Origin of the sequence: Clostridium beijerinckii (assembly GCF_036699995.1) — a bacterium.
Classification (GTDB): Bacteria; Bacillota; Clostridia; order Clostridiales; family Clostridiaceae; genus Clostridium; species Clostridium helianthi.
This window is the reverse complement of record NZ_CP144906.1, coordinates 1852751-1879586: the sequence shown is the minus strand read 5'-3', so window position 1 is coordinate 1879586 and position 26836 is coordinate 1852751. Positions and strand designations below refer to the sequence as shown.

35 protein-coding genes are annotated in these 26836 nt (G+C 28.2%); 2 read left to right on the top strand and 33 right to left on the bottom strand.

From position 1 onward, the window contains the following. Positions 1–5: 5 nt before the first annotated feature. From PZA12_RS08830 to dapF, 29 genes are all read right to left on the bottom strand, one after another. The gene (locus PZA12_RS08830; RefSeq protein ID WP_078115225.1) at positions 6–875 is read right to left on the bottom strand and encodes a polyprenyl synthetase family protein; all 870 of its coding nucleotides are present in this window, start codon (positions 873–875) and stop codon (positions 6–8) included. Next, positions 862–1086 (bottom strand): exodeoxyribonuclease VII small subunit, encoded by a 225-nt coding sequence (locus tag PZA12_RS08825; protein ID WP_077837548.1) that lies wholly within the window; start codon positions 1084–1086, stop codon positions 862–864. The genes PZA12_RS08830 and PZA12_RS08825 overlap by 14 nt, the downstream gene beginning before the upstream one ends. A gap of 12 nt (positions 1087–1098) precedes the next feature. Next, positions 1099–2298 (bottom strand): exodeoxyribonuclease VII large subunit, encoded by a 1200-nt coding sequence (gene xseA, locus PZA12_RS08820; protein ID WP_017208899.1) that lies wholly within the window; start codon positions 2296–2298, stop codon positions 1099–1101. After that, positions 2288–3136, bottom strand: a complete 849-nt coding sequence (locus tag PZA12_RS08815) for a bifunctional methylenetetrahydrofolate dehydrogenase/methenyltetrahydrofolate cyclohydrolase (RefSeq protein ID WP_078115224.1) — start codon at positions 3134–3136, stop codon at positions 2288–2290. Before PZA12_RS08815 ends, xseA begins: the two co-directional genes overlap by 11 nt. Before the next feature lie 128 nt (positions 3137–3264). Next, entirely contained in the window at positions 3265–3666 is a 402-nt protein-coding gene (nusB, locus tag PZA12_RS08810; protein WP_078115223.1) for a transcription antitermination factor NusB, read from the bottom strand. A 131-nt stretch (positions 3667–3797) separates the two neighbouring features. Beyond that, positions 3798–4178, bottom strand: coding sequence for an Asp23/Gls24 family envelope stress response protein (locus PZA12_RS08805; RefSeq protein ID WP_011969024.1), 381 nt, complete (start codon positions 4176–4178; stop codon positions 3798–3800). 101 nt (positions 4179–4279) lie between these two features. After that, positions 4280–4795, bottom strand: coding sequence for a SpoIIIAH-like family protein (locus PZA12_RS08800; RefSeq protein WP_011969023.1), 516 nt, complete (start codon positions 4793–4795; stop codon positions 4280–4282). Between the two features lie 39 nt (positions 4796–4834). Then, entirely contained in the window at positions 4835–5455 is a 621-nt protein-coding gene (gene spoIIIAG, locus PZA12_RS08795) for a stage III sporulation protein AG (protein ID WP_077842594.1), read from the bottom strand. 11 nt (positions 5456–5466) lie between these two features. Further along, on the bottom strand, positions 5467–6066 hold the full coding sequence (spoIIIAF, locus tag PZA12_RS08790) for a stage III sporulation protein AF (RefSeq protein ID WP_078115222.1): 600 nt from the start codon (positions 6064–6066) through the stop codon (positions 5467–5469). Positions 6067–6072: 6 nt separating this feature from the next. Next, on the bottom strand, positions 6073–7362 hold the full coding sequence (spoIIIAE, locus tag PZA12_RS08785) for a stage III sporulation protein AE (RefSeq protein WP_078115221.1): 1290 nt from the start codon (positions 7360–7362) through the stop codon (positions 6073–6075). Positions 7363–7372: 10 nt separating this feature from the next. Beyond that, positions 7373–7756 (bottom strand): stage III sporulation protein AD, encoded by a 384-nt coding sequence (gene spoIIIAD, locus PZA12_RS08780; RefSeq protein WP_011969019.1) that lies wholly within the window; start codon positions 7754–7756, stop codon positions 7373–7375. 11 nt (positions 7757–7767) lie between these two features. Next, the gene (spoIIIAC, locus tag PZA12_RS08775) at positions 7768–7965 is read right to left on the bottom strand and encodes a stage III sporulation protein AC (RefSeq protein WP_011969018.1); all 198 of its coding nucleotides are present in this window, start codon (positions 7963–7965) and stop codon (positions 7768–7770) included. 64 nt (positions 7966–8029) lie between these two features. Then, positions 8030–8548, bottom strand: coding sequence for a stage III sporulation protein SpoIIIAB (gene spoIIIAB / locus PZA12_RS08770; RefSeq protein WP_078115220.1), 519 nt, complete (start codon positions 8546–8548; stop codon positions 8030–8032). Next, the gene (gene spoIIIAA / locus PZA12_RS08765; RefSeq protein ID WP_078115219.1) at positions 8536–9456 is read right to left on the bottom strand and encodes a stage III sporulation protein AA; all 921 of its coding nucleotides are present in this window, start codon (positions 9454–9456) and stop codon (positions 8536–8538) included. Before spoIIIAA ends, spoIIIAB begins: the two co-directional genes overlap by 13 nt. Before the next feature lie 155 nt (positions 9457–9611). After that, entirely contained in the window at positions 9612–9977 is a 366-nt protein-coding gene (locus tag PZA12_RS08760; protein WP_077842589.1) for a CD1247 N-terminal domain-containing protein, read from the bottom strand. Positions 9978–10067: 90 nt separating this feature from the next. Continuing rightward, complete coding sequence (gene efp / locus PZA12_RS08755; RefSeq protein ID WP_023974718.1) at positions 10068–10625, bottom strand: elongation factor P; 558 nt, start codon at positions 10623–10625, stop codon at positions 10068–10070. 323 nt (positions 10626–10948) lie between these two features. Continuing rightward, a complete protein-coding gene (locus PZA12_RS08750; RefSeq protein ID WP_078115218.1) occupies positions 10949–11317 on the bottom strand; it encodes a hypothetical protein in 369 nt (122 codons plus the stop codon). Beyond that, the gene (locus PZA12_RS08745) at positions 11310–11720 is read right to left on the bottom strand and encodes a hypothetical protein (RefSeq protein ID WP_078115217.1); all 411 of its coding nucleotides are present in this window, start codon (positions 11718–11720) and stop codon (positions 11310–11312) included. The genes PZA12_RS08750 and PZA12_RS08745 overlap by 8 nt, the downstream gene beginning before the upstream one ends. Continuing rightward, positions 11671–12336, bottom strand: a complete 666-nt coding sequence (locus tag PZA12_RS08740) for a hypothetical protein (protein WP_078115216.1) — start codon at positions 12334–12336, stop codon at positions 11671–11673. The genes PZA12_RS08745 and PZA12_RS08740 overlap by 50 nt, the downstream gene beginning before the upstream one ends. A 67-nt stretch (positions 12337–12403) precedes the next feature. Continuing rightward, entirely contained in the window at positions 12404–12826 is a 423-nt protein-coding gene (locus tag PZA12_RS08735) for a hypothetical protein (protein ID WP_242964319.1), read from the bottom strand. Beyond that, a complete protein-coding gene (locus PZA12_RS08730; protein WP_078115215.1) occupies positions 12817–13281 on the bottom strand; it encodes a hypothetical protein in 465 nt (154 codons plus the stop codon). The genes PZA12_RS08735 and PZA12_RS08730 overlap by 10 nt, the downstream gene beginning before the upstream one ends. Beyond that, a complete protein-coding gene (locus tag PZA12_RS08725) occupies positions 13271–13696 on the bottom strand; it encodes a hypothetical protein (protein WP_078115214.1) in 426 nt (141 codons plus the stop codon). The genes PZA12_RS08730 and PZA12_RS08725 overlap by 11 nt, the downstream gene beginning before the upstream one ends. Next, the gene (locus PZA12_RS08720; RefSeq protein ID WP_078115213.1) at positions 13693–14139 is read right to left on the bottom strand and encodes a type II secretion system protein; all 447 of its coding nucleotides are present in this window, start codon (positions 14137–14139) and stop codon (positions 13693–13695) included. Before PZA12_RS08720 ends, PZA12_RS08725 begins: the two co-directional genes overlap by 4 nt. Next, positions 14136–15251, bottom strand: a complete 1116-nt coding sequence (locus PZA12_RS08715; protein WP_078115212.1) for a type II secretion system F family protein — start codon at positions 15249–15251, stop codon at positions 14136–14138. Before PZA12_RS08715 ends, PZA12_RS08720 begins: the two co-directional genes overlap by 4 nt. Further along, positions 15244–16608, bottom strand: a complete 1365-nt coding sequence (locus PZA12_RS08710) for a GspE/PulE family protein (protein ID WP_171983622.1) — start codon at positions 16606–16608, stop codon at positions 15244–15246. Before PZA12_RS08710 ends, PZA12_RS08715 begins: the two co-directional genes overlap by 8 nt. A gap of 204 nt (positions 16609–16812) precedes the next feature. Continuing rightward, the gene (locus tag PZA12_RS08705) at positions 16813–17034 is read right to left on the bottom strand and encodes a hypothetical protein (RefSeq protein WP_078115211.1); all 222 of its coding nucleotides are present in this window, start codon (positions 17032–17034) and stop codon (positions 16813–16815) included. A 92-nt stretch (positions 17035–17126) separates the two neighbouring features. Then, positions 17127–17549, bottom strand: a complete 423-nt coding sequence (locus PZA12_RS08700) for a GNAT family N-acetyltransferase (RefSeq protein WP_077854236.1) — start codon at positions 17547–17549, stop codon at positions 17127–17129. Positions 17550–17796: 247 nt separating this feature from the next. After that, entirely contained in the window at positions 17797–18804 is a 1008-nt protein-coding gene (locus PZA12_RS08695) for a hypothetical protein (protein WP_078115210.1), read from the bottom strand. A gap of 26 nt (positions 18805–18830) precedes the next feature. Beyond that, the gene (gene dapF / locus PZA12_RS08690) at positions 18831–19658 is read right to left on the bottom strand and encodes a diaminopimelate epimerase (protein WP_077853671.1); all 828 of its coding nucleotides are present in this window, start codon (positions 19656–19658) and stop codon (positions 18831–18833) included. A 428-nt stretch (positions 19659–20086) separates the two neighbouring features. Between dapF and PZA12_RS08685 the strand changes: the two genes are divergently transcribed. Then, positions 20087–21820, top strand: coding sequence for an Rqc2 family fibronectin-binding protein (locus PZA12_RS08685; protein WP_078115209.1), 1734 nt, complete (start codon positions 20087–20089; stop codon positions 21818–21820). Positions 21821–21891: 71 nt separating this feature from the next. On the opposite strand, the gene PZA12_RS08680 is transcribed toward PZA12_RS08685, so the two are convergent. From PZA12_RS08680 to PZA12_RS08665, 4 genes are all read right to left on the bottom strand, one after another. Further along, positions 21892–22737: a MurR/RpiR family transcriptional regulator gene (locus PZA12_RS08680; protein ID WP_078115208.1), complete on the bottom strand. Its 846-nt coding sequence runs from the start codon at positions 22735–22737 to the stop codon at positions 21892–21894. Between the two features lie 363 nt (positions 22738–23100). Next, complete coding sequence (locus PZA12_RS08675; protein ID WP_078115207.1) at positions 23101–24261, bottom strand: THUMP domain-containing class I SAM-dependent RNA methyltransferase; 1161 nt, start codon at positions 24259–24261, stop codon at positions 23101–23103. Between the two features lie 23 nt (positions 24262–24284). Then, positions 24285–24821, bottom strand: coding sequence for a bifunctional pyr operon transcriptional regulator/uracil phosphoribosyltransferase PyrR (pyrR, locus tag PZA12_RS08670; protein ID WP_011968922.1), 537 nt, complete (start codon positions 24819–24821; stop codon positions 24285–24287). Positions 24822–24838: 17 nt separating this feature from the next. Further along, positions 24839–25756, bottom strand: coding sequence for an RluA family pseudouridine synthase (locus tag PZA12_RS08665; protein WP_103698482.1), 918 nt, complete (start codon positions 25754–25756; stop codon positions 24839–24841). A gap of 294 nt (positions 25757–26050) precedes the next feature. Between PZA12_RS08665 and PZA12_RS08660 the strand changes: the two genes are divergently transcribed. Further along, a complete protein-coding gene (locus PZA12_RS08660; protein WP_103698481.1) occupies positions 26051–26824 on the top strand; it encodes a flagellar motor protein in 774 nt (257 codons plus the stop codon). The last annotated feature ends 12 nt before the right edge of the window (positions 26825–26836 follow it).

The window sequence follows — 26836 nt, the reverse complement described above, 5'->3', positions numbered from 1 at the left end:
CTCTATTAATTTTCTCTATTTAAAAGAGTATATGTAAGTTCAACTAAACAATCTGAATTAACACTCAAACTCTTAAGAATAGATATGCATTCTTTAGTTAAAGTTTCACATAATTCTTTGCACTTATCTAATCCAAAAGCCGATATAAAATTTGTTTTATTATGTTCTTCATCTGCATGTATATTTTTACCTAATACATTACTATCTCCAATAACATCCAATATGTCATCTTTTATTTGAAAAACAAGCCCTAGCTTTTCACCATATTCTCTTAATAATCTCAAATCATCTTCAGGAGCGTCAGCTAAAATTGCTCCTGAAACTATTGCTGCTCTAATAAGTGCACCTGTTTTTTTAGCATGCATATATTCTAACTCATCTTGTGATATGTTCTTTCCTTCTGAAATAATGTCTACTACTTGACCGCCTATCATACCTTCTGCGCCTGCCGCAACTGCTATCTCATGTGCCGCTCTTAAAGCATTGTTTTCACTTTTTAGCGCATAATCCATCATTATTATCATAGCTTCGTTTAATAAAGCATCTCCTGCAAGAACTGCTATATTTTCCTGAAATTTAATATGATTTGTAGGTTTTCCTCTTCTTAAATCGTCATTATCCATACAAGGAAGGTCATCGTGAATCAATGAGTATGTATGAATCATTTCCATGGCAGCTGCCATTGGCATAACTTTCCTATAATCTTCTTTGTATATATAGTAAGTTAGCGAAAGCAATATTGGTCGTATTCTTTTCCCGCCTATATTCAAACTATAGCTGCATGAATCATATATAATTCTATTAAAACTTCCTTTTTTACTAAAATAATTTTCTAAATATTCATTGATATCTTTTTTTAAATTATTTATCTCCATACTCTTCACTAAACTCCAATTCTTTATCATCTTTAATTATAGAAATTTTAGCTTCATAGGAATCTAAAATCTTATAAATCTTATTTACAAGTTTAACACCTTCTTCATAAGATTTCATAGATTCCTCAAGATTCAAGTCATCTGTTTCTAAATTGCTTAATATATCTTGAAGTTTAGTTAACATTTCTTCATAACTTTCTTTTTTAGCCATATCTCAAACTCCTCATTTTGATGGTATGAATTTTCCCTCTATATTACCATCTTTAAGAATAACTTCTATATTTTTATCTTCATTTAGCTGTTCTTTCGATGTAATAATATTATTTTCATTATCTTTTATTATAGCATATCCTTTTGAAATTACCTTAATTGGATTATGAGCAAAAAGCAAATTATTTAAATTTTCTACTTTGTTCTTTTCTCCTTTAATTTTCGTTCTCATTGCAAAATTCAACCTATCTTGTAATCTATCCACTTCTAAATATGAATTAGATATTTTAGCCATCGGAGAATGAACCTTTAAAATTCTTTGAGCTCCTGATAAATTATTTCTACAAGTATCTAATCTATCACTTATATACTTATCTAAATTCTTTGAAATATCTAGTAATCTATCTTTTATATTATCACTAAGTGGAACAGCAATCTCAGCACCTTGAGAAGGTGTTGCTGCCCTGACATCTGCTACAAAATCACAAATCGTAAAATCTATCTCATGTCCTACTGCTGAAATTATGGGTATTTTAGAGTTAAAAATCGCCTTAGCCAACTCCTCTTCATTAAAATTCCATAATTCCTCTATTGAACCTCCGCCTCTGCCTACTATAATTATATCTACTGATTTCTTTCTATTAAAATAACTAATTCCAGAAATGATATCCTTGTAGGCACCTGCGCCTTGTACTTTTGCCGGATATAGGACTACATCCACAAGACTGCTTCTTCTAGTTGAAACATTTATAATATCTCTTATCGCCGCTCCTGTTGGCGATGTAACTATTCCTATTCTCTGAGGATACTTTGGTAATTCCTTTTTATATGCTTCATCAAAATATCCTTCTTTAGATAGTTTTTCTTTAAGTTTCTCAAATTTAATAAATAAATCTCCTAAGCCTTCTTTTCTTATCTCATCACAATAAAGTTGGAAGCTTCCAGTGGCAGGGTATATTGATGCCCTACCTTTAATAATAACTTCCATTCCTTCTTCTAATGGAAAATCTAATAATACTGCATTACTTTTAAACATAACGCAATTTATCCTGCCACTACTATCTTTAAGTGTAAAGTAAATATGACCACTACTATGATACTTCAAATTAGAAATCTCCCCTTTTACAGAGAGATTACTTAAGATAAAGTCATTGTCTAACATTCTTTTTATATAATTTGTGACCTCTGAAACAGTTAAAGTCTTAATATTCATTTTCCTGTAAAGCCTCACATGCATTTTTTATTAATAAAGTAGTTGTTAAGGAGCCAACTCCACCTGGAACTGGAGTTAAAAATCTACATTTATCTATTACCTTATCAAAATCTACATCTCCAGTTATTTTACCCTCAAAAGATGATGTTCCAACATCTATTACAATCGTATTTTCATTTACGTATGTTTCATCAATGAATTTTGGTCTTCCTATAGCTACTACTAAAATATCTGCATTCTTGCAAACTTCTCTTAGATTCTTAGTTTTTGAATGACAAATTGTAACTGTTGCATTTTCATTCAATAAAAGCTGAGCTACTGGCTTTCCAACTATATTGCTTCTTCCAAGGACTACAACATTCTTCCCTACAATATCTATGTTTAGACTTTTAATTAAGGTAATTACTGAATTAGGTGTACAAGGTAAAAATTTTGGCTCTCCCATATATAGTTTTCCTTGACTCTCAAATGTAAGACAATCAATATCCTTATTAGGAGATATTTGTTTAATAATTTTCTTTTCATCAAAATTATTCGGAAGTGGCAACTGTAGAATAATTCCATGAATATTATTATCTTCATTTAATTTATGTATTTCTGCTATAACATCTTCGTCATTACAAGTTTCTGGTAAAGTTAATTTTAGAAACTCAACTCCAAGAGAATTAGCTACTTTCTCTTGACTGCCCATATAATAAATAGATCCACCATCATTACCAACTAATATTGATGCAATTTTAGGAACTTGAAGATTTTTTTCTTTTCTATTATTAACAAAATTTTTTATTTCTTCTTTAACTTTTAATGCAACTTCTTTACCATTAATAATTTGCCCCATTTTATCATTCTACCCACTTTCAATTTGTAATCCTATTTTATATGATTTTAAGTATTTTTAATTGCAAATATTCTAAACATAATTAAATTATAAATCATGTGTATTTCAAATGTATTAGTATATTAAAATTAGTCCTGCTTAATCTTATCTAGTACTCCATTTATAAACGATACACTTTTTTCATCTGAATATCTTCTTGTAATTTCTAAAGCTTCGTTTATGGCAACACCTCTTGGTACTTCCTTATCATATAATAATTCGTATGTTGCAATTCTTAAAATGCTTAAATTAACTTTAGATATTCTTTCAATTTTCCAGTTATGTAAATTATCTTGTATAACTTTGTCAATTGCTTCTTTATTATTGTTTACACCAATTAACACTTGTTTTACATATGTTAAGTCAATCTCTTTTATATCCCCTTCATAATTCTCTACAAATGCTTCCACTGCATCTTCCATTGTATCTTTGCTCAAAGTCATTCCAAAAAGTAACTCCATAGCCTTTTCTCTTGATAATTTTCTATTCATATATTCCTCCTAAATATGTATCATAGTTAATTATGTACATTTATCATTATACACACTTTTGCTTTCTTTTAAACCTTGGTTAATTTCAGCATAGAAACACCCTCTGAAAGCTTCAGAGGGTGAAAATCAAACTAGTTAGATTCACTTTCTTCCTTTTTTGATATATAAATATTCTGAACATAGATATTAACGGCTTCAACATATAGTCCAGTCATAGCTTCCACGGTTTTCTTAACATTATCTTGCACCTGAGGCACAACTTCCATTATTTTCTTACCATATTCAACTGATACGTTCATATCTATAATTGCTTTATCTTCTTCTAGAGTAACTTTGCTTGCTTTAGCGGTGTTCTTTTTACCTTTAAATATGTTTGTTAAGTTGTTTGCAACACCCATTTGAGCATCTAATATTCCATCAATCTCCTGAGCAGCAATTCCTGCAATAACGCTTACTACCTCATCAGAAATTTTAACTACTCCGATATTTTCTTCTCTAACTAAATCTTCCATGTTACTTTAACCTCCTAGGTTTTGTGATAACAAAACATGATAATCTTGTGTTCATTATATCAAATATAATTTAACATTACAAATATATTATGGTTTTTATACTATTTTTGTACTTGTATTATTACGTCTTTAATTTTTGATATCTCTTGAACTATTTCTTGTATAGCTACAGTTTCACTTTCTTGAAGTTCATTAGGTGATTTAACAATTACTGTTGCTTTATCTGATTGTAACATACATAAAGCATCCTCATAACCTTTATTTTTGATACTTAATTCTATTCTTCCTTCGCTATCTTTTGTCATTGTTTTTTGTGTTAACTCTTTTGTTGCTTGATCCTTTTGTTCCTTTGATGTATTTGCATCTGAAATTATTGAATTTAAAGTTTGTATTGTAGTTGAATCCTGTTGATCTCTTTCGCTTCGCGCATCATAAAAATAATTTTGTTGACTTAAAGCCTGTGTATCTTGTTCAGTTTTTGATTGATCAGTAGATAAAACCTGGCTTAAATCTGTTGGATCGTTTAGCCCTCCGTTATTAAGTTTTGCTGCTAGCATTCCTACACATAATATTAATGCTAATAATGTAAATATAATCCCACATTGTTTCTTTGTCATAATATTCTTCCTCCCATTCTTTTTCTATAAAATTATATGCTACTTCTTCATGCTATATACATTAACCTTATCTAAACTTAAGTTATATAGTTTTGACACAGCTTGTTCTATTCCATATTTTATCTTGCTATTGTCAGCACCTTCTGCAAGTATTATTATCCCAGTAATTTTAGGCTTATATGTTTTCAAAATAAATGGTTCATTATTTCCATCAGATGTTGTCATTACAGTTTTTGACGCATCTGTGTCTTGATTTGTAACTCTTTTTCCACCCTCGGTATCATTTTCCTCTGTAGTTGACTTTTGATTATTCTTATCATATGCCGGAACTTTTTCTCCTCCATTTTCAAAAGACATCATTACCTCAACATCACCAACTCCATTCATTTTCTTTAATATGTTTTTTAAATCATTTTTTTGTTTTTCTTCATAATTTTTTTCATCTGCTTCATTATTTATTTTAGTATCATCTACATTTTCTGCATTTGTTTTAGCTGCGGTAGATGATAGTTTATTGCTGCTAAAATTATTGTTGCCAGATGAAAATACATTCATAGCAATCAGGATAAATGCAAGTATTATGCAAACTGCTATAAGGCTCTTCATCTTTTTCTGCTCTAGTATTTTGCTAAATTCTTTTTTTAATTTATCTTTATCCATATATATACCTCCTACTCCTCTAATCCATATACTTCTATTTTCTCCTTTGGAATGTTTAATTCATTGCTTGCAAAATCGGCTATTTCACTGTATTCTGCATTTTTCCCTTCGTTATTTTCATCTGCACCTTTGCTTATTACTATTTTTTTTATTTTATTTATTTTATTACTACTTACACCTATCCTAAGTTTCTTTACATTTATAGTTACCTTACTAAAATCTACATCACAATCAACTTCGCTCTTAAAATTCATATCCTTGAAATTATTTTTTAAAATGTTATCACAATTTTTATTAAAGTTAGCTACAAATGCTTTTTTTCTCTCATCATCTTTATTACTTCTGCTTAATGTATTTATACTGTCAAAATTAGCTGTATCTCTATCTTTTGAAAACACTTGTTCATAATTATTAATTACATCTGTAAAGTTTTTTTCTCCACCTTCTACAAATTGCAAAATTGGATTTAATATAATTGTTATTAATATTAATCCTAAGACGAATTTTATATATTTCTTCATCTTACTAGGAGCAATCATCTCTACAGCGCTCATAAATATAAGAACAGTCACAAGGGTAATTACAAATTTTTTTAAAGCTTCCATAAACATATTATTTTATCCTCCAACTATAAACCTACCAGTGGATGCCATGATACCTATTAATATAAAAAACATAAAGCTTACAGTTAATACACATGATATTATAAGCATCATGGAACTTCCCGCTGCCTCCAATGACTTCGTTATTCTCGAATCGCTTATTGGTTCTATTAATGCTGCTGATAATTTATATATAAACTCTATAAGAACTAACTTAATAAGAGGATGTAAGAGAATTAAGATAATTACAACTAACCCTATTGAACTTATAGCGTTTTTTATTATAAGTGAATATCCAGCAACAGAAGTAATCGCATCCGAAAAGGCTTTTCCAACAATAGGAATAAAGTTGTCTACAGCGAATTTTGCCGTCTTTAGTGTTACTGCATCAATCGTAGTTGATGTAATCCCTCTAATCGTTAATAATCCTATAAAAATTGTTACTATGATTCCCTGAAACCATATAATGATCTGCTTAAACAACTTACACAAATTATTTATTTTATGCTCTGCTGATATGTTATTCGCAAATTCTAATACAAATCCCATTAATATCATTGGAATTATCACATTGGAATAAACTTTAGGTATAAATACAACTGCACCAAGTACTATAGGATCTAATGTAGTAGCCGCTGCTATTCCTCCAGCAAGAGAAATCATAGTCACAAGAATAGGGAGAAGCGCACTCATAAAATCTGAAATATTATTTATTACATCTTTAGCAACTGAAATTGAAATTATAAAACTCTTTGATAACACCATTATTATTAAGGCGTAGCATGCATAAAATGCTACTTGGGATATACTTTCACCTGAAAATGCATCTTGTAGATTTTTTAGTAGTGAACATATTATTGCTATTGTAACTATTGATATTACTAAAGATAATACACTTTTCACTTCTTTAAATATTATGCTTAATGCTGCTTTTAGAAGTGTATCAATTGAAAGATTCCCTTTACCTTCTTTGATATAAGTTTTGACATATTCAACTGGATTTAAATTGTTCATGAGCTCAACATCTGTTTTCATTTTGCTTATATATTCATATAGCGAATTAATTTCTTCTTTCGCACTTCCCCCTAATTCATCTATGTTAACTTCATTTTCAGAAGATTGTTTACTTTTATTCTTATCATAAAAGTTTGTGTTATTACCTGTTTCCATATCAACTTTATTATTTACTTCTGCCGCATAAATAGTTCTCGACCCAATAAAAGAATCACCTGGCACAGCCGAAATAAATATGTTAATCATAAGGCTCATTAATACTATAAACGTAACTCTTTTTATCATCTTCATATATAAACACCTACATTATCTGCAATATAGAATTTAATACTGCCATAAGTATCGGAATTGCTAGTACTAAAATCATTATTTTACCTGATAAATCTATTTGAGTTGCAAGACTATCGGCATTAGCATCCTTACATAATGCACTTGAAAATGATGCTATATATGCTATAGCCAAAATCTTGAGTACTATTCCGATATAGACCATATCAATATTGGCTTTATCTGCAATTTCTTTTACAAAATCTATAACTTGTCTAAGTGGCTCTATCATAATAAGAAGAATTAATGCACCCGCAGTTAGAACAAGGAATGTATTTAATTCATTTTTAGATTGCTTGAATAATAGCATAATAAATAATGTTATAAACGCTATACCTACAATTTTTACTATTAACATAATCTGCATACCTACATTACAAACATAGTTTTAACAGTACTAAATAAATCTCCTATGATCGAAACTATCATAAGCAGAATTATTACAACTCCTGCAATATTTGTTATAGCTGCAATCTCACCTTTTCCACTGCTAGTAAGAACCTTATCTAATACTACTAAAAGTATCCCAGCTCCTCCAATTTTAAAAAGTATAGTTATATCATGCATTTATCTTCCTCCAATCCTTATTTAGTATAATTATTTTAGCTATTATAAATTATTTATAATGACCTCATATCATAAATATGATTATCATTGCTCCCAAACATACTCCAAGATATCTATAAAGCTTTGTATTCTTCTTTGCATTTTCCTCTGCATCACTTAGATTTATTTTTATTCCTTCAATCGCCAATATGAATATTTTTTCTTGTCCATAAACACCTGATTCTCCAAGATACTTAAAAAAATCTGACATTATCTTTCTGTCATCACGTTCAAGATAAAATTCATTTTCTAACACTTGAAACTCCTCTAATGCTGCTTCATATACGCTTTCTACATTCCCTTTTAGTAATCTATTAACCACTGATTCAATAAAATTGCTCAGAGGCTTGCACACTTTATGTGATAAATTTCCCAAAGCTTCAGGCAAAGGAGTTGTTCCATAAACTATATCATTTTGGAGAATTGTTAAAGATTTTAATATCTCTTTAAGCTGCTCCTGCCTTTTCTTGAAAGTTTCTCCATATGCAAATCCTATATATGTGCTTATAATAAATATGCATACTATAAGAATTAATTTAAGCACATACTCTCACCTCCTTTTATGCTATACACATTTTCAACTGTTCCAATTCCATTTCTGTTACTTAATATTATTGCTCTTTCCAAAATCTCATTATCTAATAAATCACTAAGAACTCTTCTCTTATATAAATCTTCTATTGTAAAACCATGGATTGTTGTTATTATATTTACGCCAGAATTGAACGCCATAATAAGTGCTTCTATATCGCCCTTAGTGCCTATTTCATCGCAAATTAGTACTTCCGGAGAAAGACTTCTAATTGCCATGATTAACCCTTCTCTTTTTAAACAGTTATCTAATACATCTGTTCTGATTCCTAAATCGCTTTGAGGAATTCCAAAATAGCAGGCTCCTATTTCACTTCGTTCATCTATCACAGCCACCTTCTTACCAGTAACTCCTAAAGATGGCATTCCACTTGATATATTTCTAGCTATGTCTCGTAAAATTGTTGTCTTTCCACATTTAGGTGGAGAAATTATTATAGTATTATGAACTTTATATGCAGATGTAATATATTTCATAACCTTATTTGAACATCCAATTACTTCTCTGCAAATTCTTATATTTACAGATGAAATATTTCGTATAGTCTTTACTTCACCCTTTTCCATTACACATTCACCAGCTATGCCGATCCTATGTCCACCTTTAATTGTTATAAATCCTTGCCTTATATCTTCTTCATAGGCATATAATGAATAATTGGAAACTTTTTGCATAATACTTTTCATATCTTCCTTTGTAGAAATATAATTAATAATACTTTCTCCATATTTTGAGTAAACCAAAATTGGTTTCCCAATTTTAATCCTAAGCTCATATACCTGTTCTTTATTAAGTCTATCCTTAAGTAAATTACCTATTTTAGTTGGAAAAATTCCCACTATCTCTTCTTCACCAATCAAAACTCCACTGCCTCCTCCATCGTTCTCTTAATTAATTAATATTTAATATCTCCCAAAAATATTACTGAATTATAATAAAAATATGTAAATTAAAAAAATGGCTACCTTAAATTTAACTTTAAGATAGCCATTTCATTTATATATTTAATAATCAATTATCCTTTTATATTCTTTTTACAATAAGGACATGGAATTTCTTCGTTATTGCTTAGGGTGGATTGTTCAATAAAAATTGGTTTATTACAATGAATACAGTTTATTTCCGTATATTCATCTTCCATATCATTTAATTCATCTATAGACATCTCTTCAAATAGTTCATCTTGAATATTTGATAAATCATCATCCATAAATCTAATATTTTCTTCCAATGTTTCTTGATTTACAGTCAACTCTTCTATTCTTTGATTCATAACTTCTAAAATAGAGTATACATTATCAAAACATTCTTTATATTCCTTATTTTCTATTTTAGATAAATTCTTTTTTAAAGCTTCAATCTCTTTGCTAAGCTCTTCCATCTCTTTTCACTTCCTTCTCTTTATTTGTAAAAATGTTGCGATTAAATATAAAATAAAGTTGCTAAGCTTCTCGCTTAGCAACTATATAGCTTAAACTCTTTCCATGTATTCGCCAGTTCTAGTGTCTACTCTTATAACATCACCTTCATTAACAAACATAGGAACATTAACTATCGCACCTGTTTCAAGTGTAGCTGGTTTCATTGCATTAGTAGCAGTGTTTCCTTTAACGCCTGGTTCAGATTGTGTTATTAATAATTCAACAAAGTTTGGAGCTTCTACTGAGAATGCATCACCTTTAAAGAATTTTATTGTTGCAAACATATTTTCTTTTAAGAATCTTATTGCATCTTCAACTTTTTCGTAGTTTAAAGGAATTTGCTCATATGTTTCTTGATCCATGAAGTAATATAATTCTCCATCTGAATAAAGATATTGCATTTCTTTTCTTTCGATTACTGCTTCTTGTAATTTTGTAGTTGGATTGAATGTTGTATCTGTAACTCCACCTGAAATTACATTTCTAAGTTTAGTTCTTACGAATGCTGCTCCTTTACCTGGCTTAACATGTAAAAATTCTACTACTGTAAATACTTGTCCATCCAATTCAAACGTTGTTCCTTTTCTTATATCTCCTGCTGTTATCATTAAAGATCCCTCCAAATTTATAAAATAAGACATATAATAAATAACACCTCTAAGATGTTCTGTATTCTTTTTGTTACTAAATAAAGAACATTACATCAAAGTAATATATTATTCAGTAAATATATTACTTTAGTACTATACAAAACAGACTATCATAATGACTTGTTATTTTTTTTAATATGCCTAATTACCGCGTAACTTTTTTTCAAATATTAAGCTAATATACTTAATCGTTGACATAACACTCATATTTTATCAAAAGACAATGATAATTGCAATCTTTCTGATTATTTTCCAGTAAAATTTTATAATTTTATAACCTTTTAAACACTTTCCTTAGTGCTTATATCTAATATAATAGAGGTTTCGTTCTTATTTTTATCTATACTATAGTTATTCACATCATAATTTTTTAATTTAGGCAGCTCATTTAATAGATCATCTTTACTACCAGATATTTTTATTTTCACATGCCATTTACCGTCTTTTTCATTAGCAGAAAGAATATTCTTTTCATTTAAGCAATCTAACTCTCTGTTAATTTGTTTTAAAGTTTTATGATCGTAAAATTTATTTTGCTGATTGTATACTTTGATATTATTAGCTTTTTTTATATTATTTATACATAGTATTTGCGTAAAGGCTAATATTATCATTATGCTTAAAATTATATGCTTGAGTAATCTATTCATATAAGCTTACTCCTAGTTTATATTTTTCATTATCATTTAAATTTATATCATGTATTTCTATAAAACCATTGGAACTTAACTCATCTATATCACTTAAATTATTTACTATTATATCCCCGCCATTATTAGTTATGTGTGCCTCTTCAATATTGTCTTTCGTTAAATTCTTTACCCAAATGCTAATATCTTCAAACTTAATCTTACCTTCTTCTAGGTTACTATTTCTATTTAATTTAGAACTTTCTTTAGTTTCACTTATATTTTGAACTACAAACGGAAAAGCAATTAAGTTAATAATTAAAAATGATATTATTACTTTATTCTCCTTTCTAATTGTGTTCATTTCAACCTTGTTAAAAAATCTTTCTGGAATGAAATCTTTGTTTTTCGTATATATTTTCATTTATAAATTCTCCTATATTCACTTTTTTAGCCTTAGATTTATTATTGTCTGAAATAATATCAACCGTATTGTCATCAACGTATATTTCTTCGAGATCACCTTTCTTTAAAAGGTTTTCTTCAACAATATGTTTATTTTCAGAAATAAATCCATCATGATATAATCTATCCCTAAATGATACATAGTAATAGCATGTATCATATTTTATTAGTGCTTTAAAATTTCTATTATTATCTCTAACTATTTTCATTAAAACATCTTTTATTATAAACTGAATTGGCTTAATTTCTATATTTATTGCCTTCTCAACTATTTTTTCAACTCTCTTACACCCTTTTATGGAGTATATTGAAATTACATTTCCCTTTTTCTCAAAATCATATAGTATATCTCCATTTTGAGGGAAATCATTTCTGATTTTTGAATCTACAAAGCTACATAATTTACATCTTCTTACAGCATTCTCAAAATGGCTCACAAATAATTCTTCTTGAAGTATTACCACCTTTATATTTGAAGTTAATAAACCACTTAATTCTCTAAATTCATTAAAATCATAATTTTTCCCATCATATGTGCAATAATTTTTTTTAATAAATATTATTGATTTTCTCATTAAATACCTCTTTTATAAACTACTCTTAGTCTAAATGCTTTCATAATTATTCACATTATTATAGATGCTATTTGTTATAGTCATCAAAATTATATGTTGGAATTAAAATTATTTTTTCCCCTTTAAAACTGTAAATAATTGATCTTTTTCTTATTACACTATCTTCTTTGTAAGTTGTTAGTAGAAGTTTATTATTATCTTTATTGTATTCGATTATATTATCATCTATTTTTTTATTAAAGTTTTCTAAAAACATATCTTCATTCAGTTTCTCACTATTTACTTTCTCTTTATTAATCTCTATCATAAACTTATTTAACACTTGTTCCTCATTTGAATTCAAATCATACCTATCTTTATCAAAATTGTATAAACAGCTTAGTTCATTGTTGTTTTTCATCATTTTAAACATAAAACATCCTAGAATGCTCATTAAAGATAACACTATCATAGTACTTATTAGTACAGTTCCTTTTTTCTTCAAATGCACTTAATAAATTCCCTCCCATCTTTGTCATGTAGTATAAAATAAATTAATTTTCCTTTTCCCTTAATTTCAAGATTGTCTATATCTTCAAGCATAGTATTTATTGTTTGTGTAACATCATTTCTTGTATATTTTATAAAAACTTTTCCGTCATAAGATTTAATTATTTTATCCATGCTATTGAATTCATCATTCTTTAAAAATTTAATTTGGTTATTATTAACTATTATCTGCTTAATTCCACCTTCACTTATAATATTATCTAAATCTATAAAAAAATTTTGATAGTTATTATACTTTATACTTAACTGAATTGATTCTAAATACGCTCTATACATGGATGTAAACAAACTTATTCCAGATGCTAAAATCATTGTTGTTAAAAAAATATAGGCTAATGATTCAATAATAGTAAATCCTCTCTTCTTTTTAAAAACGTATCCAATTTTATACTTCATCCATCCACCAACTTTTAGTAAACTTTTTTTCCACATTCACTTCATTTTTTCCGATCTTAATATTAGCTACTATTTCTAAATTTAAGTCAATGCCATCCTCACTTATTTTGTTTAACCTAATGTCTTCTCCATCTTCTAATTCCTCTAAATTTTTATATATTAATTCTCTACTAAAATCACCATTATATTTAAATCCAATTTTATTTTCTAACATTTCATGTATTTCTTCATTTGATATATTGTATTTCAATTCATTTTCCAAATTACTTATTGCTCTATCGACTTCTTCTTGTAAAATTCTTTCCTTTAGTGTATTAGAATTTTCTATGCTAGTACTTATAATAAATGTAACAGTTAAAGTTAAAATCATTGCAGATGCTAATGTTTCAATTAATATACTGCCCTTCTTTTTCATATTGCCTCACCATTCTTTATACTAATCAAATCCACTCCAACGCCTATCGTTATATCCTGCTTTACGCCGCAATTATCTATTATCTTTATTGTATTTCCCCTAGATATTTTTCCATCTGGCGTTACCAATATATTTATGTCTCCACTAATGATTTTTATTTCCTTCGGAATGCATACAGTCTTCTCTATACTATCCCAACCATCTATAAATTTAATTTCATTTTTACTTGCCTTTACAGTTATTTTTCCATAGTTATTCTTTTCTCTACAAACCGCTTTGCCATATGAAAGTAAATTTTGAATCTCATAAATATATTCTGAATTGTCCATATTTTTTGATATATTTCGAGCAAATTTACTTAATGATATTCCTACACTAAGTAAAATTGTTATTATAAAAACACTTACCATCGTTTCGATTAACGTGAATCCATTGCTTCTCATTTTCTTATTCCGCCCTGAAGATTATTAAACAACGGAAGGACAAATATCAATAAAAATATAGTTATAAAACCGGCCATCATGATTATGAAAATCGGATTTATCAATTTCAAATATTTTTGTATTTTCTCATTAAGTCTATATTCTAGAGTATTTGCTAATTCTTTAAAACCTTCTTCTATTGTCCCACCCTCTTCTCTAATCCTTACAATAGCTAACGCATATTTTGAAAAGACACCGCTTTTCTCTAAAGATTCAGTTAAAGTTTCCCCGCTGATAATACTTGAATTTATTTCAGTAATTTTATTTCGTAAATACATAAAACTCATACTATTTTCACAATATTTAAGAGCCTGTGAAATGTTTATTCCAGTACTTGTTATTATAGAAAAAAGCAATACCATTATATACTCAAAAAAAGATCTTACGATACTTATCTTCGTTAATTTGTTTATGCTAATTTGATTAGATAAACATTTTATAAGAATTATTAATATTAATCCCCAAGAAAAAATTGCCACACCAGTAACCAGATGATTGTCCTTAAAAGCAATACTCATATCATATATAACTTGGCACCCTTTTGGTAATTTGACATTCATAGATTTATAGATTTCGAAAAAGTTTGGAATCACTTCGTTTACCAAAAATATACTGAGTAATATCATTGAAATAAATACAAACATCGGATAAATACATGCATTTTTGATTTCTTTCTTAATAAATAGCGATTTATCATAATAGACACTTAATCCCTTCAGCACTTCATATAGTTTTCCAGTATTCTCGCCAATTGAAATTATTCCTATGAAAAATTCTGGATATAAGTCTTTAAACTCTGAAAATCCTTGCGATAAACTACTACCTTGTTTTATCAGCTCTAAAACTCCATATAAACTATCCTTATAGATCTTGCTTGATAATATATCTGCTACTAAATCTAATGCTTCAGTTATTCTTATTCCATCCTTATAAATCTGTGACAAACTTCCTGATATTAGCGCCAACTGTTTTTCATCTGTTTTATGCTTAATCCTCATATCTTTTTTAAAGCTAAAATGTGTTATATTTTTGAATCCCCTATAAGTCGAACTTTCCGAATTATTGCTATTCATTCAATCTTTCCCCTTCTATAAATTCTATATAATCACTATTAGATATCTTTCCTCGAAGTAATAGTTCTTCCAAATCCTTCTTCATATTTTCATTTGATAGGTATTTGCTATCCTTATATAAATCCATCATCCTTTTTTCACTATTGTCCTGCAAGAAGTGAACTGAACTGATTATTTGTCTTCCTGCATACCCTGAATAATTACACATTTTGCAACCACATTTTTTATATAACATCCTTCCGTTCACTGAATTTTCATCATCTATCTTCTTACAATTATCACATAAAATCTTAACTAATCTTTGTGATATTATTCCAACTAGCGCATCACTTAATAGATATGGTTTAATCCCCATATTCTCTAATCTTATATAAACTTCCCTTGCTGATTTACAGTGGATAGTGCTATATACTTTATGCCCAGTAATCGATGCCCTTACCGCCATGCTAGCTGTCTCTTCATCTCTAATCTCTCCAATCATAATCACATCTGGGTCCTGTCTCAATATGCTTCTAAGACCATTTGAGAAATCTATGTCCAATTTTTTATTTAGACTCATTTGGTTGATATTAGGCATAACTATTTCAACTGGATCTTCCAACGTCGTTATATTTAAAGCTTTGGAATCGATTTCTTTCAATATTGTATAGATTGTAGTAGTTTTGCCAGAACCGGTTGGACCGCTAATTAATATAAGTCCATTCTTCAAAGATATTATTTTTCTAATCAGTTTAATTTGACTTTCTGAGAATCCTAAGTCCTCAAGATTATAGTCAAAGTTATCACAATATAATATTCTAATTACTAGTTTTTCTCCGTATACTACAGGTATTGAAGATACTCTTAAATCGTATTTTAGATTATTATAATTAACTATTATTTTTCCATCTTGAGGTCTTCTTTTTTCAGTTATGTCCATATTAGCTTTGAGCTTAATCTTCGATGCAAGAGTTATATATTCATCAGAATCTATTTTGTGCACCAAAACTAAACTACCATTAATTCTATATCGTACATAAACACAGCCATTTTGAGGTTCTATATGAATGTCGCTAGCATTAACCTTTATTGCATTAGTTATCAATATCTCTTCTAGTGATTTATCATCTATACCAAATATTATATTTTTTAAGCTTTCGTAATTTCTCTCTTCGATTTCTTTGATAACTATGTTTTTGTTATATATAAATCTTAGATATTCTTTTGCTTCTTCAGTTACTCCATATGACAAAACTATTACCTCGTCCAATTTTTCTTTTATTGGAATAACTCTATACTTCTCACAAATTTCTTTTTTTAAATTTTTAGCAGTTCCTAAATCTACATCTTCAATTTCATATTCCTTAATTTTAAACACACCTATCTGATTTTATATTTTTTAGTTTCTATTTTAAATTTTGAACCAAAATCTCAGTAATTATTCATTTAATTCCAAATAATGTAATTTTCTTATTATCAAAATGAGAGAGACCACTAAATGTTTAAATTAAAAATCCTAGACATTAATAAATGCCTAGGATTTTATGATAACTTAACGAGTTAAATGCTAATACTATACTTTTCATTTCTTAACATCATTATATTTTCTTGCAGCTTTCCATGTTTTACCGTACAATGATTTAGGATTTTTATTTGGCTTAACTCCTCTCATTTCTTCTCTAACAATTGCTCTTGCAATAATTTTAAATTTTCTGAACTCTTCTTCAGTAACTTCTTGCCCAAGTAAGTTCTTTGTTATTAATTCACTAGTCTTTTTGTTAATAGCTTTATCAAATTTATTCATTAATCTACGCTCCTATATAACAATTTTAAATTCTAAAGATATTATTATCTTTAAAGCTTTAGTTTATCCATTAACTCTTACTTATTCTTTTATTATTCTATAAAACCTTTCATTTGCATTTTAATGGAATTTCTGAAAAAAGCCATTCCTGTTTTCATCTTTCTAAAATTTAATTTTTCATAAAATTTCTCTTTTCCAGGTGAAGCATATAATATAGCATTACATGTAGGAACGCCTTCTAAGATTTTATTAACAATCTTACTTCCTATACTCTTACCTTGATATTCAGGTAGCACAGCTACATCATAAATTGCAGATTGATAAACTCCATCAGAGATTGCTCGTCCAAAACCAATCAACTTATCATTATCAAAAGCAAATACAGCAGCATAACTATTTTCAAATGCTTTCTTATGTATTTCGCCTTCATAATGACTCATCCCTACTTTTTCTAGTATACTAGATACCTCTTCCCAATCTATATTACTACAGTTATATTGTAATTTTAGATCCATTCTACTATCTCCTTTTTTAATATATATATTTCAATTCATAATGCTGCACATTTCACAATTCACAATTACAGCTAAAATTCTTTTAATATTTTTAGAATTATGACGAAAAATTATTTTTGCAATATATATTATTATTTTTATGATAAGAATAGCATATACCCCTACGTAAGGTAAGAGTCAATACTTTTCTATATTAATAAAGAATCCTCCATCATATAAAGACATGATAAAGAATTCTAAATTTAGATTACTGCGTATATGCTAAAAAAACATATTCTGATGAACTATTTCCTATTTCACTTATGCTACCATCTTGAGTGTATGTATAAATTTGCTCTTTCTTGAGATCTCCATTACTAGAACCTATAAATAAAACATCTCCATTTTCACTTGCCTCTAATCCTTTTTCTATTTTTACAGTACCCGGAAAATCAAAGACTAATCTTTTTACCTTGTTATCTGTTAGTTCATATAAAGAATTAATATTATTATACGCTTTTCCTGTAAAATACAGCTTATCTTTATTTATAATTATATCTGAAATCTCTTCTATGCTATCTGTCAGAAGCTTAACATCTTTTGTCTTTTTATTTATCATCATTACTTCTCTTTTATTTTCCAGTGTTAATTGTAGAAATACTACATCGTCATCTCTTGATTTTATAAATGCTAAATAGCCTTCATTAATCTTATAAAGCAACTCTTCTTTATTTTCTTTTATATTATAAGTAAATAATCCATTAACGCCATCATTGCTTACTCCATAATAAACCAATGTATCTGTATCATACCAGTCGTATAATGTTCCCGATATTGAAACATTAGATTTCATTTCAATTTCTTTATTTCCATTTGTATTGAATATTTTCAACTTAAGCCCATTATCATCTATAAAGTAAGAAATATAATTTCCACCTTTTGATAATTTTAATCCACTATAATTTTCATCTTGGATTTCATATCTATGTCCGCTATTAACTATATAATTTTTACCGCTATCTACATATATATAATTAGAACTACTTTTATCATAATCTATGATAACCTTATTTTCCTTTGTCTCCACATACTTACCATTATCATAATTATATAGTTTATAATTACCGTCTTCGCTTTTTAGAACAGCTCCTATATTTAACTTGATATCCTCTGTCACATTAGGCGCATCTTCTTTTTTAGATGCACATCCTAAGACAAACAGTGGAATTGCAATGAAAGCAAAAATGCTTAAGCACTTTCTTACTAATGAATTCATTTTTTATTTCCTCGTTTTTTATAATTTTATAAAGAAAGTTCACCCTTGAAAACCACTTCTGCAGGGCCTTTCATATAAACATCTTTACCTAAAACTTCTATTATCAACTCTCCTCCAGGAGCTTTAACAAAAATTTCTTTATCTTTATTAACAAATCCCAAATCCTTAGCAACTACTACTGAAGCACTGCATCCTGTTCCACAAGCTAATGTAGCTCCAGCACCTCTCTCCCATGTATTAACTGTTATATGGGTATCATCCACTATTTTCACAAAATTTACGTTACTTCCTTCACCGAATATATCCAATTTTTCTATCTTTGATCCCTCTTGAATAACATTGTATTCTCTATCACTTTCGAAAATTATTGTATGAGGAACTCCAAGTAGTAAAGTAGTCATCTTATACTTTTTATCATCTACAGTAATTTCTTTTTCTATAAGACTTTCCAAATTATTTAAAGGTATATCGCATCCGTTATAAGATGGATTCCCCATATAAACTCTTACATACTTAACATTTTCATTTTCTAATATTATTTCAATTTCTTTAATTCCATCACCAGTTTCAACTGAAAATTTATCCCCTGTAGCTATTTTATGTTCATAAACATATTTTCCAAAACATCTTATAGCATTTCCACACATATTAGCTCTTGAACCGTCGGCATTTATTATAACCATTTTAGCATGAGCTATCTCTGATTTTCTAACAATAACAAGACCATCAGCACCAATGCCAAAATGTCTGTCACAAAGTTTTTTTGCTAATAAGCATTCATCTTTAATCTCATTATTGAAATCCTCAATAAATACGAAATCATTTCCTGCCCCTTGCATTTTATAAAAGTTCATTTAAATTCCCCCTATTGAATAACTGTATTTCTTATAATTAATAATTGTATAATTTCATAAGCGTCAACTATTTAATATTAAACTTTTGTATTTAATCATTAATAATATCACCAAGTTTAAATTATAACTTATTTAAAAATTTTTCTATATACTTTTTTTAAATTTTTTTATAATATTTAACTCTTTTTCATTCTATTATTCTAGTTTTCCATTTATAATATATATTTTTTAATATCAGTTTACATTTGGTACTTTAGCAATCCAAAAACTCAATTAGAATTACAATGTTAAAACTAAATTTTATTATATTAATATAACATCTATGTATACATTCGATTCACCCTTCTTCTCATTTTTGCTATTAATTGATAATTATATGCCTATAATGTTATACTATTTATAGTTACACTAAGAAAGGATGACATAAAATGGCATTAGATGGTATCTACCTATATAGTTTAGTAAATAATTTAGAAAAATCAATATTAAATTCCAAAATAGATAAGATAAATCAACCTGAAAAAGATGAAATTATTCTGACTCTAAGAAAAGATCGTCAGAATATCAAACTTTTGATTTCAGCATCCCCTAGGTTTGCCAGAATACATTTAACAAATAGCACGAAGGAGAATCCTATTAAAGCTCCTATGTATTTAATGGTTCTTAGAAAATACATACTAGGTGGTAGAATTACAAATCTTACTCAAAAAGATAACGATAGAATTTTAATAATAGAAATTGAAAATAGAGACGAACTAGGATTTGATAGTTTATATTCTCTTATAGTTGAAATTATGGGACGACACTCTAATATCACACTTGTTAGAAATAGAGATAATAAAGTTATGGAATCAATAAAACATATAACTGCTGATATAAATAGTTATAGAGTATTGTATCCTGGTGTCAATTTTATTTATCCTCCATCTTCTACTAAATTAAATCCTTTTTCTACTACCTTAGAAGAACTATCTTCTTTTGTAAACAAAAATTCTATTGTTTTTGATAATAAATTTTATTTTAATTGTTTCACAGGAATAAGTAATCTATTGTCTAATGATTTATATTATAACATTACAAATCATAATAATTCACCTACAATAAGTGAAATTTATGAAAATTTTAATAAATTCATTTGTAATTTAAATCAAAACATCTCTTACAATATGTATACAAATAAATTGGGAATTGTAAAAGATTTTTATTCCCTAAAATTAAATTCACTAAATGAAGATTATCTATCAATTTCATATGATAATCCTAATGTATTAATGGATGCCTTTTATGAGAAGAAAGATAAACAAGATAGATTACAAAATAAATCTACTGATTTGCAAAAACTTATTCATACAAATATTGATAGATGTAATAAGAAATTAAAAATACTTAATGAAACTCTTAATGAGTGCGCTGAAAAAGAATCTTTTAAAATAAAAGGTGATCTTTTAACTTCATATATTTATAGTATAAAAAAAGGTGATAGCGAATGTACTTTACTAAATTTTTATAACGAAAATCAAGAAGAATATATTACTATCTCTTTAAATAAAACCAAAACACCTGCTGAAAATGTTCAGTATTATTATAAAAAATACAATAAGCTAAAGACATCTGAGGAATACGCTAAAGTTCAACTCAAGAAAAATGATGAAGAAATGGAATATTTAAATTCTGTACTTACTAATATTCTAAATGCTGAAAGCTATAATGAAATTGATGAAATAAAAAATGAACTTATTGAAACTGGATATATAAGATTTAGAAAAAATAGCAAGAATTCAAAAAAGGTAAAGACTTCTAAACCTAATCACTTTGTTTCAAGTGATGGAATTGACATTTACGTTGGCAAAAACAACCTGCAAAATGATTACCTAAGTTTAAAATTTGCAAATAAAAACTATCTGTGGCTCCATGCAAAAGATATTCCTGGGTCTCATGTTATAGTTTGCTCTTTTGATGTACCAGACAAAACTCTTGAGGAAGCAGCTATAATCGCAGCTTATTATAGCAAAGGAAAAGATTCACTAAAACTACCTATTGATTACACGAAAGTTAAAGAATTAAAAAAGCCTAATGGGGCAAAACCTGGAATGGTAATTTACCATACTAATAAAACTCTAATTGTAAACCCTGCTGACTTTAATAAAATATTTAATGCATAATTTACTGAAAAAGAGATATATCTTAATCCTAGGATATATCTCTTTTTAGTAAACATATAATATTTTTAGATTTAAATAAACAAATCAAATTTTCTACACGCTTCCTCTAGCAATTCTACATTACTATTGAAAAAGTCTTTCTTTTCTTTTTCAATAGATGCAATCAAAGCATTAATCAAGCTCAATGGTGCAGCAAAAGATTCTATAAACCTTGTTCCCTTGCTTATAGCTGTTAATGTTATATCGGAATATGGAACAAGCGGAGACAGCATACTGTCAGTTATTGATATTGTTGTAGCTCCCTTTCTTTTTAGATGTGTAAAAATTTCTACTGTACTTCTTGCATATTTCTCAAAGGTAATCCCTATAATTACATCTTCATTATTGACTCCACTAATCTGCTTTGGGATTTGCTCTATATGCTCAATTAAATTTACGTTGTTAAACATTAAATCTAGATAATATTTAAAAAACATTCCAAGTACAGATGAGCTTCTTCTTGCTACTATATATATTCTTTTTGCATTTAATAGTAGATTAACAGATCTTCTTAATTCATATATATTTAAGTCCTCCATTGTCAATTTAATATTATTTACGTCATCTTCAAATATGTTGTAAATATCTCTTTCTTCACTATCACCAGAATCAGAATCGATCCTTATACGCTTGGTTTTAGACACTTGCTGTTGCATGGATTCTTGAGTATCTTTTAAAAATTCAGGATAACCTTTGTATCCCAAAAAAATCACAAACCTCGTGACAGTTGCTATGCTTACTCCTGATAATTTAGCTAACTTTTCAACAGTTAGAAAAGGCGTACTATTTGGGTGTGCTAATATATATTTTGCTATTTTTTCTTGTGCTTTGCTCATATTCGGTATTTTTTCTGCCATTTTTTGATATACCTCTGACATAGTTTAAACTCCTTTCTTTTGACAATTTAAGAGTATCTATCTGACTACTAGTTTCAAATTCTTTACAATATTATTTCTGAAATTATTAATTTCTGATATACATATCACAATTGATTCTCTACATTTTATTTCTAATTAAAGATTTGGATTATTAAATTTTCAAATTTAAATTTGTTATTGAAACTTGTATATCTTATATATTTTTATTTCAATTATCATATGCAGAAACTCTTTAACAAAAAAAGACGCTAACAATTCCAACTGATTGTTAGCGCCTTTGCTATCAAATTTTATTTAAATTTATTTTATCACTTTAAGAAAACTTTGTAAATATGTTTTCAAAGCTTTCTGATGCCTTAAACTTTACTTTATTAATTCATTTATTAATATATCACCAGCATTTTTAATTTTATTATTGTCAAAATATTGATAATAATAACATTTTATTTTTCCATTGTATAATTTTCTATTCTTTGTTGATTTTAATCCAAATGTTTTTTCAAATGGCTCAAAAGATGTTAATATGTTAAAATCCCAATCTTCCAGCTTTCTCTTTGTATTTCCCATATGTTTATATAGTGTAGGTAATATTTCCTTCTCACCGATTCTTTCTCCATATGGTGGATTTGAAACTACAAATCCATACTTTCTTGAAGTTGAAAATTCCATAAAATCTCTCTTTTGAAATTGTATATATTTATCAACTCCTGCTTTTTTTGCATTTTCCATAGCAACTTTAAGAACTCTATAGTCTATATCGTATCCTATTAGTTTTATATCCTTATTCTTTTCAGATTTTTTTGCACCTTCTCTTACTGAATCAAATATATCTTTAGTAATTGAAGGCCATGTTTCACATACAAAACTTCTGTTTACTCCTGGTGCAATATTTTGAGCTATCATAGCCGCTTCAATTAAAATTGTCCCCGAACCACAAAATGGATCTATTAATTCAAACCCGTCATTCCATCTTGAGATTAGAAGCATTGAAGCTGCTAAAGTTTCTTTTAATGGTGCTGCTCCGGCAAGTTCTCTATAACCCCTTTTATGTAATCCTGGTCCTGTTGTATCTATAGTAAGCGTAACTATATCTTTTAAGATAGCTACTTCTATTTTATAAACTGGTCCACTTTCGCTGAATGTCTCTATGCCATAGCTTTCACTCATACTTTTAACAACAGCTTTTTTAACTATAGATTGGCAGTCAGGAACACTATGAAGCGTTGATTTAATACTTTTGCCAACAACATGCATAACTCCGTCTTCAGGAATTATCTTACTCCATTCTACTTTTTTAGTCCCTTGAAAAAGTTCTTCGAAAGATTTAGCTTCAAATTCTGCCATTTTTATAAGTACTCTATCCGCAGTTCTTAAATGAATATTGCAAATTGCTATATCCATTTCGTCTCCCTCAAAAGTTACTCTTCCGTTTTCAATTTTCAAATCTTCATAACCAAGTGCCCTTAATTCTTTTGCAGTTATGCTTTCTATTCCGAAAGTACTTGTTGCAATTAACTCATACATATTTTTGCATTCTCCCTTTTTATCTATTTATCAAATATTTTCACTGAATCTTCTCCATCAATTTCTTTTAGAGATACTGCTATAACCTCATTTTTAGAAGTTGGAATGTTTTTACCCACATAATCTGCTCTAATTGGTAGTTCTTTATGCCCTCTGTCTATAAGAACCGCTAATTGAATACCTCTAGGTCTATTTACATCCATAATTGCATCTATAGCTGCTCTTGCTGTCCTACATGTATATAAAACATCATCAATTATAATTATCTTTTTATCTTTTATTTCAAGACCTAAATCTAAATTCTTAATCTCTAAATCTTCACTTATCTTAGTTAAATCATCTCTGTACAATGTTATATCTACAGATCCAACTGGAACATCTACCCCTTCTATTCCCTTTATATAGCTAGCAATTCTTTTTGCAAGCGGATACCCTCTAGTCTTAATTCCAAGTAAAACTAGTTCATCTATTCCTTTATTTCTTTCAATTATTTCATGAGAAATTCTTATTAATGTTCTATTAACAGCTTTTTCATCTAATAAAACTGATTTTAATTTCATGTTATTCCTCCACTATTTTATCTTAATTCATTTCTTAATTTTTCTATTATTTCTTGAAAGTATTCTGGCAATTCTGTTGTGAACTCCATATATTCATTTTTGCTTGGATGAACAAAACCTAATGTCTTAGCATGTAACATTTGACCTTTCAATTTGAATCTTTGTTTCTTAAATCCATAAAGAGGATCACCAACTAGCGGAAATCCGATAGATGCCATATGAACTCTTATCTGATGTGTTCTTCCAGTTTCTAATATACATTTTATCAATGTGTAGCCATTGAATCTTTCTAAAACTTCATAATGTGTTACAGCTCTTTTGCCTCCCTCTACAATTCCTATCTTTAATCTATCTCTCTTATTTCTAGCCAAAGGTTTATCAATTATACCTTTATCATTCTTTAGTCTTCCTTCAACCAAAGCATAATATTCTCTCTTCATTGAGTGATCTTTTAATTGCTCTGAAAGCTTATTATGGGCTTCATCATTTTTTGCTACAACCAAAACTCCAGATGTATCTTTATCAATTCTGTGAACTATTCCTGGTCTTATAATTCCATTTATGCTAGATAAATCTTTACAATGATAAAGCAGAGCATTAACTAATGTTCCATTATAGTTTCCTGGCGCAGGATGCACAACCATCCCCTGTGGTTTATTAACAACTACTACATCTTTATCTTCATAAAGTATATTAATAGGTATTTCTTCAGCCTCTACTTTTAATACTTCAGGCTCGCTAAATGTTACTTCTATTTCATCAAGAGCTCTTAGTTTATAATTACTCTTAGGAGTTTTATTATTAACCTTAATACCATCCTTTTCAATAAGTCCTTGGATAAAAGATCTTGATTTATCAACAAAAATTTCAGCTAAATACTTATCGATTCGCTCTCCTCTATCTTTTTCATCAACTATAAAAACATTTTTCTCCATAAATCAATATCCCTTCCTATTTAGCATATTCTTTCAACATTATAATATAATAACTTAGACTTTACAATTACTTAACACCTGAAATTTATTAGATTAATTTGTATGAATTAGCGGTCATATATAAACTTCTCCCCTAAATATATAATTATTTTACATATTTTTTATAATATGCTATTATTTTTGTATAAGTATATAAATTCATATACTGTATTAAATTTACATAAATATATATTAACCAGTATGAAAAGTGCTACATATGAGCTAAAATTTCATATATTCAAGGGGGATAATTTTATGGATATTATGACAATTTTAAGTGTACTATTTGCATTTATTTGTATTATAGTAGGCTTTATTATTGAAGGGGGAAAACCTATAGCTTTACTGCAACCAACTGCAGCAATGATAGTTATTGGTGGAACACTAGGTGCAGTAGGAATTTCATTTCCTTCCTCAACATTGAAAAAGTTCCCAAAAGTATTATCAATAGCTTTCAAAAAGAAAGAAATTGATCTTAAGGGGTATATAGACTATTTCAAAGGAGTGTCAATTAAAACGAGAAGGGATGGGCTTTTGAGTTTAGAATCTGAACTAACAGATGATGCCCTAGATCCATTTGTAAAAAAAGGGCTGCAAATGGTTGTGGATGGTATAGATCCATCCTCTGTAAAAAGCATCTTAAATACCAAGCTCGAACAGCTTTCTACAAGGCATGAAAATTGTATTGAAATGTTCACCTCTGCAGGTGGCTATGCTCCTACTATGGGAATAGTAGGAACTATAACAAGTTTAGTTATAATACTGAGCGCCTTAAGTGATGTAGCTGCAATGGGTGAAAAAATTGCTGTTGCATTTGTAGCTACTCTATATGGTCTTGCTACAGCAAATCTTTTTTGGCTTCCTATAGCAAGTAAATTAAGAGAAATAAATAAAGAAGAGATTGCTGAAAAAGAAATGATCATTGAAGCAGTATTACTCATTCAAGAAGGAGTTAATCCAAATACCTTGGTAAGTAAGCTTGTTAGTTATCTAACCGAAGATGAAGCTAAAGATTTAGAAGAAATTTAAAGAGGTATAATT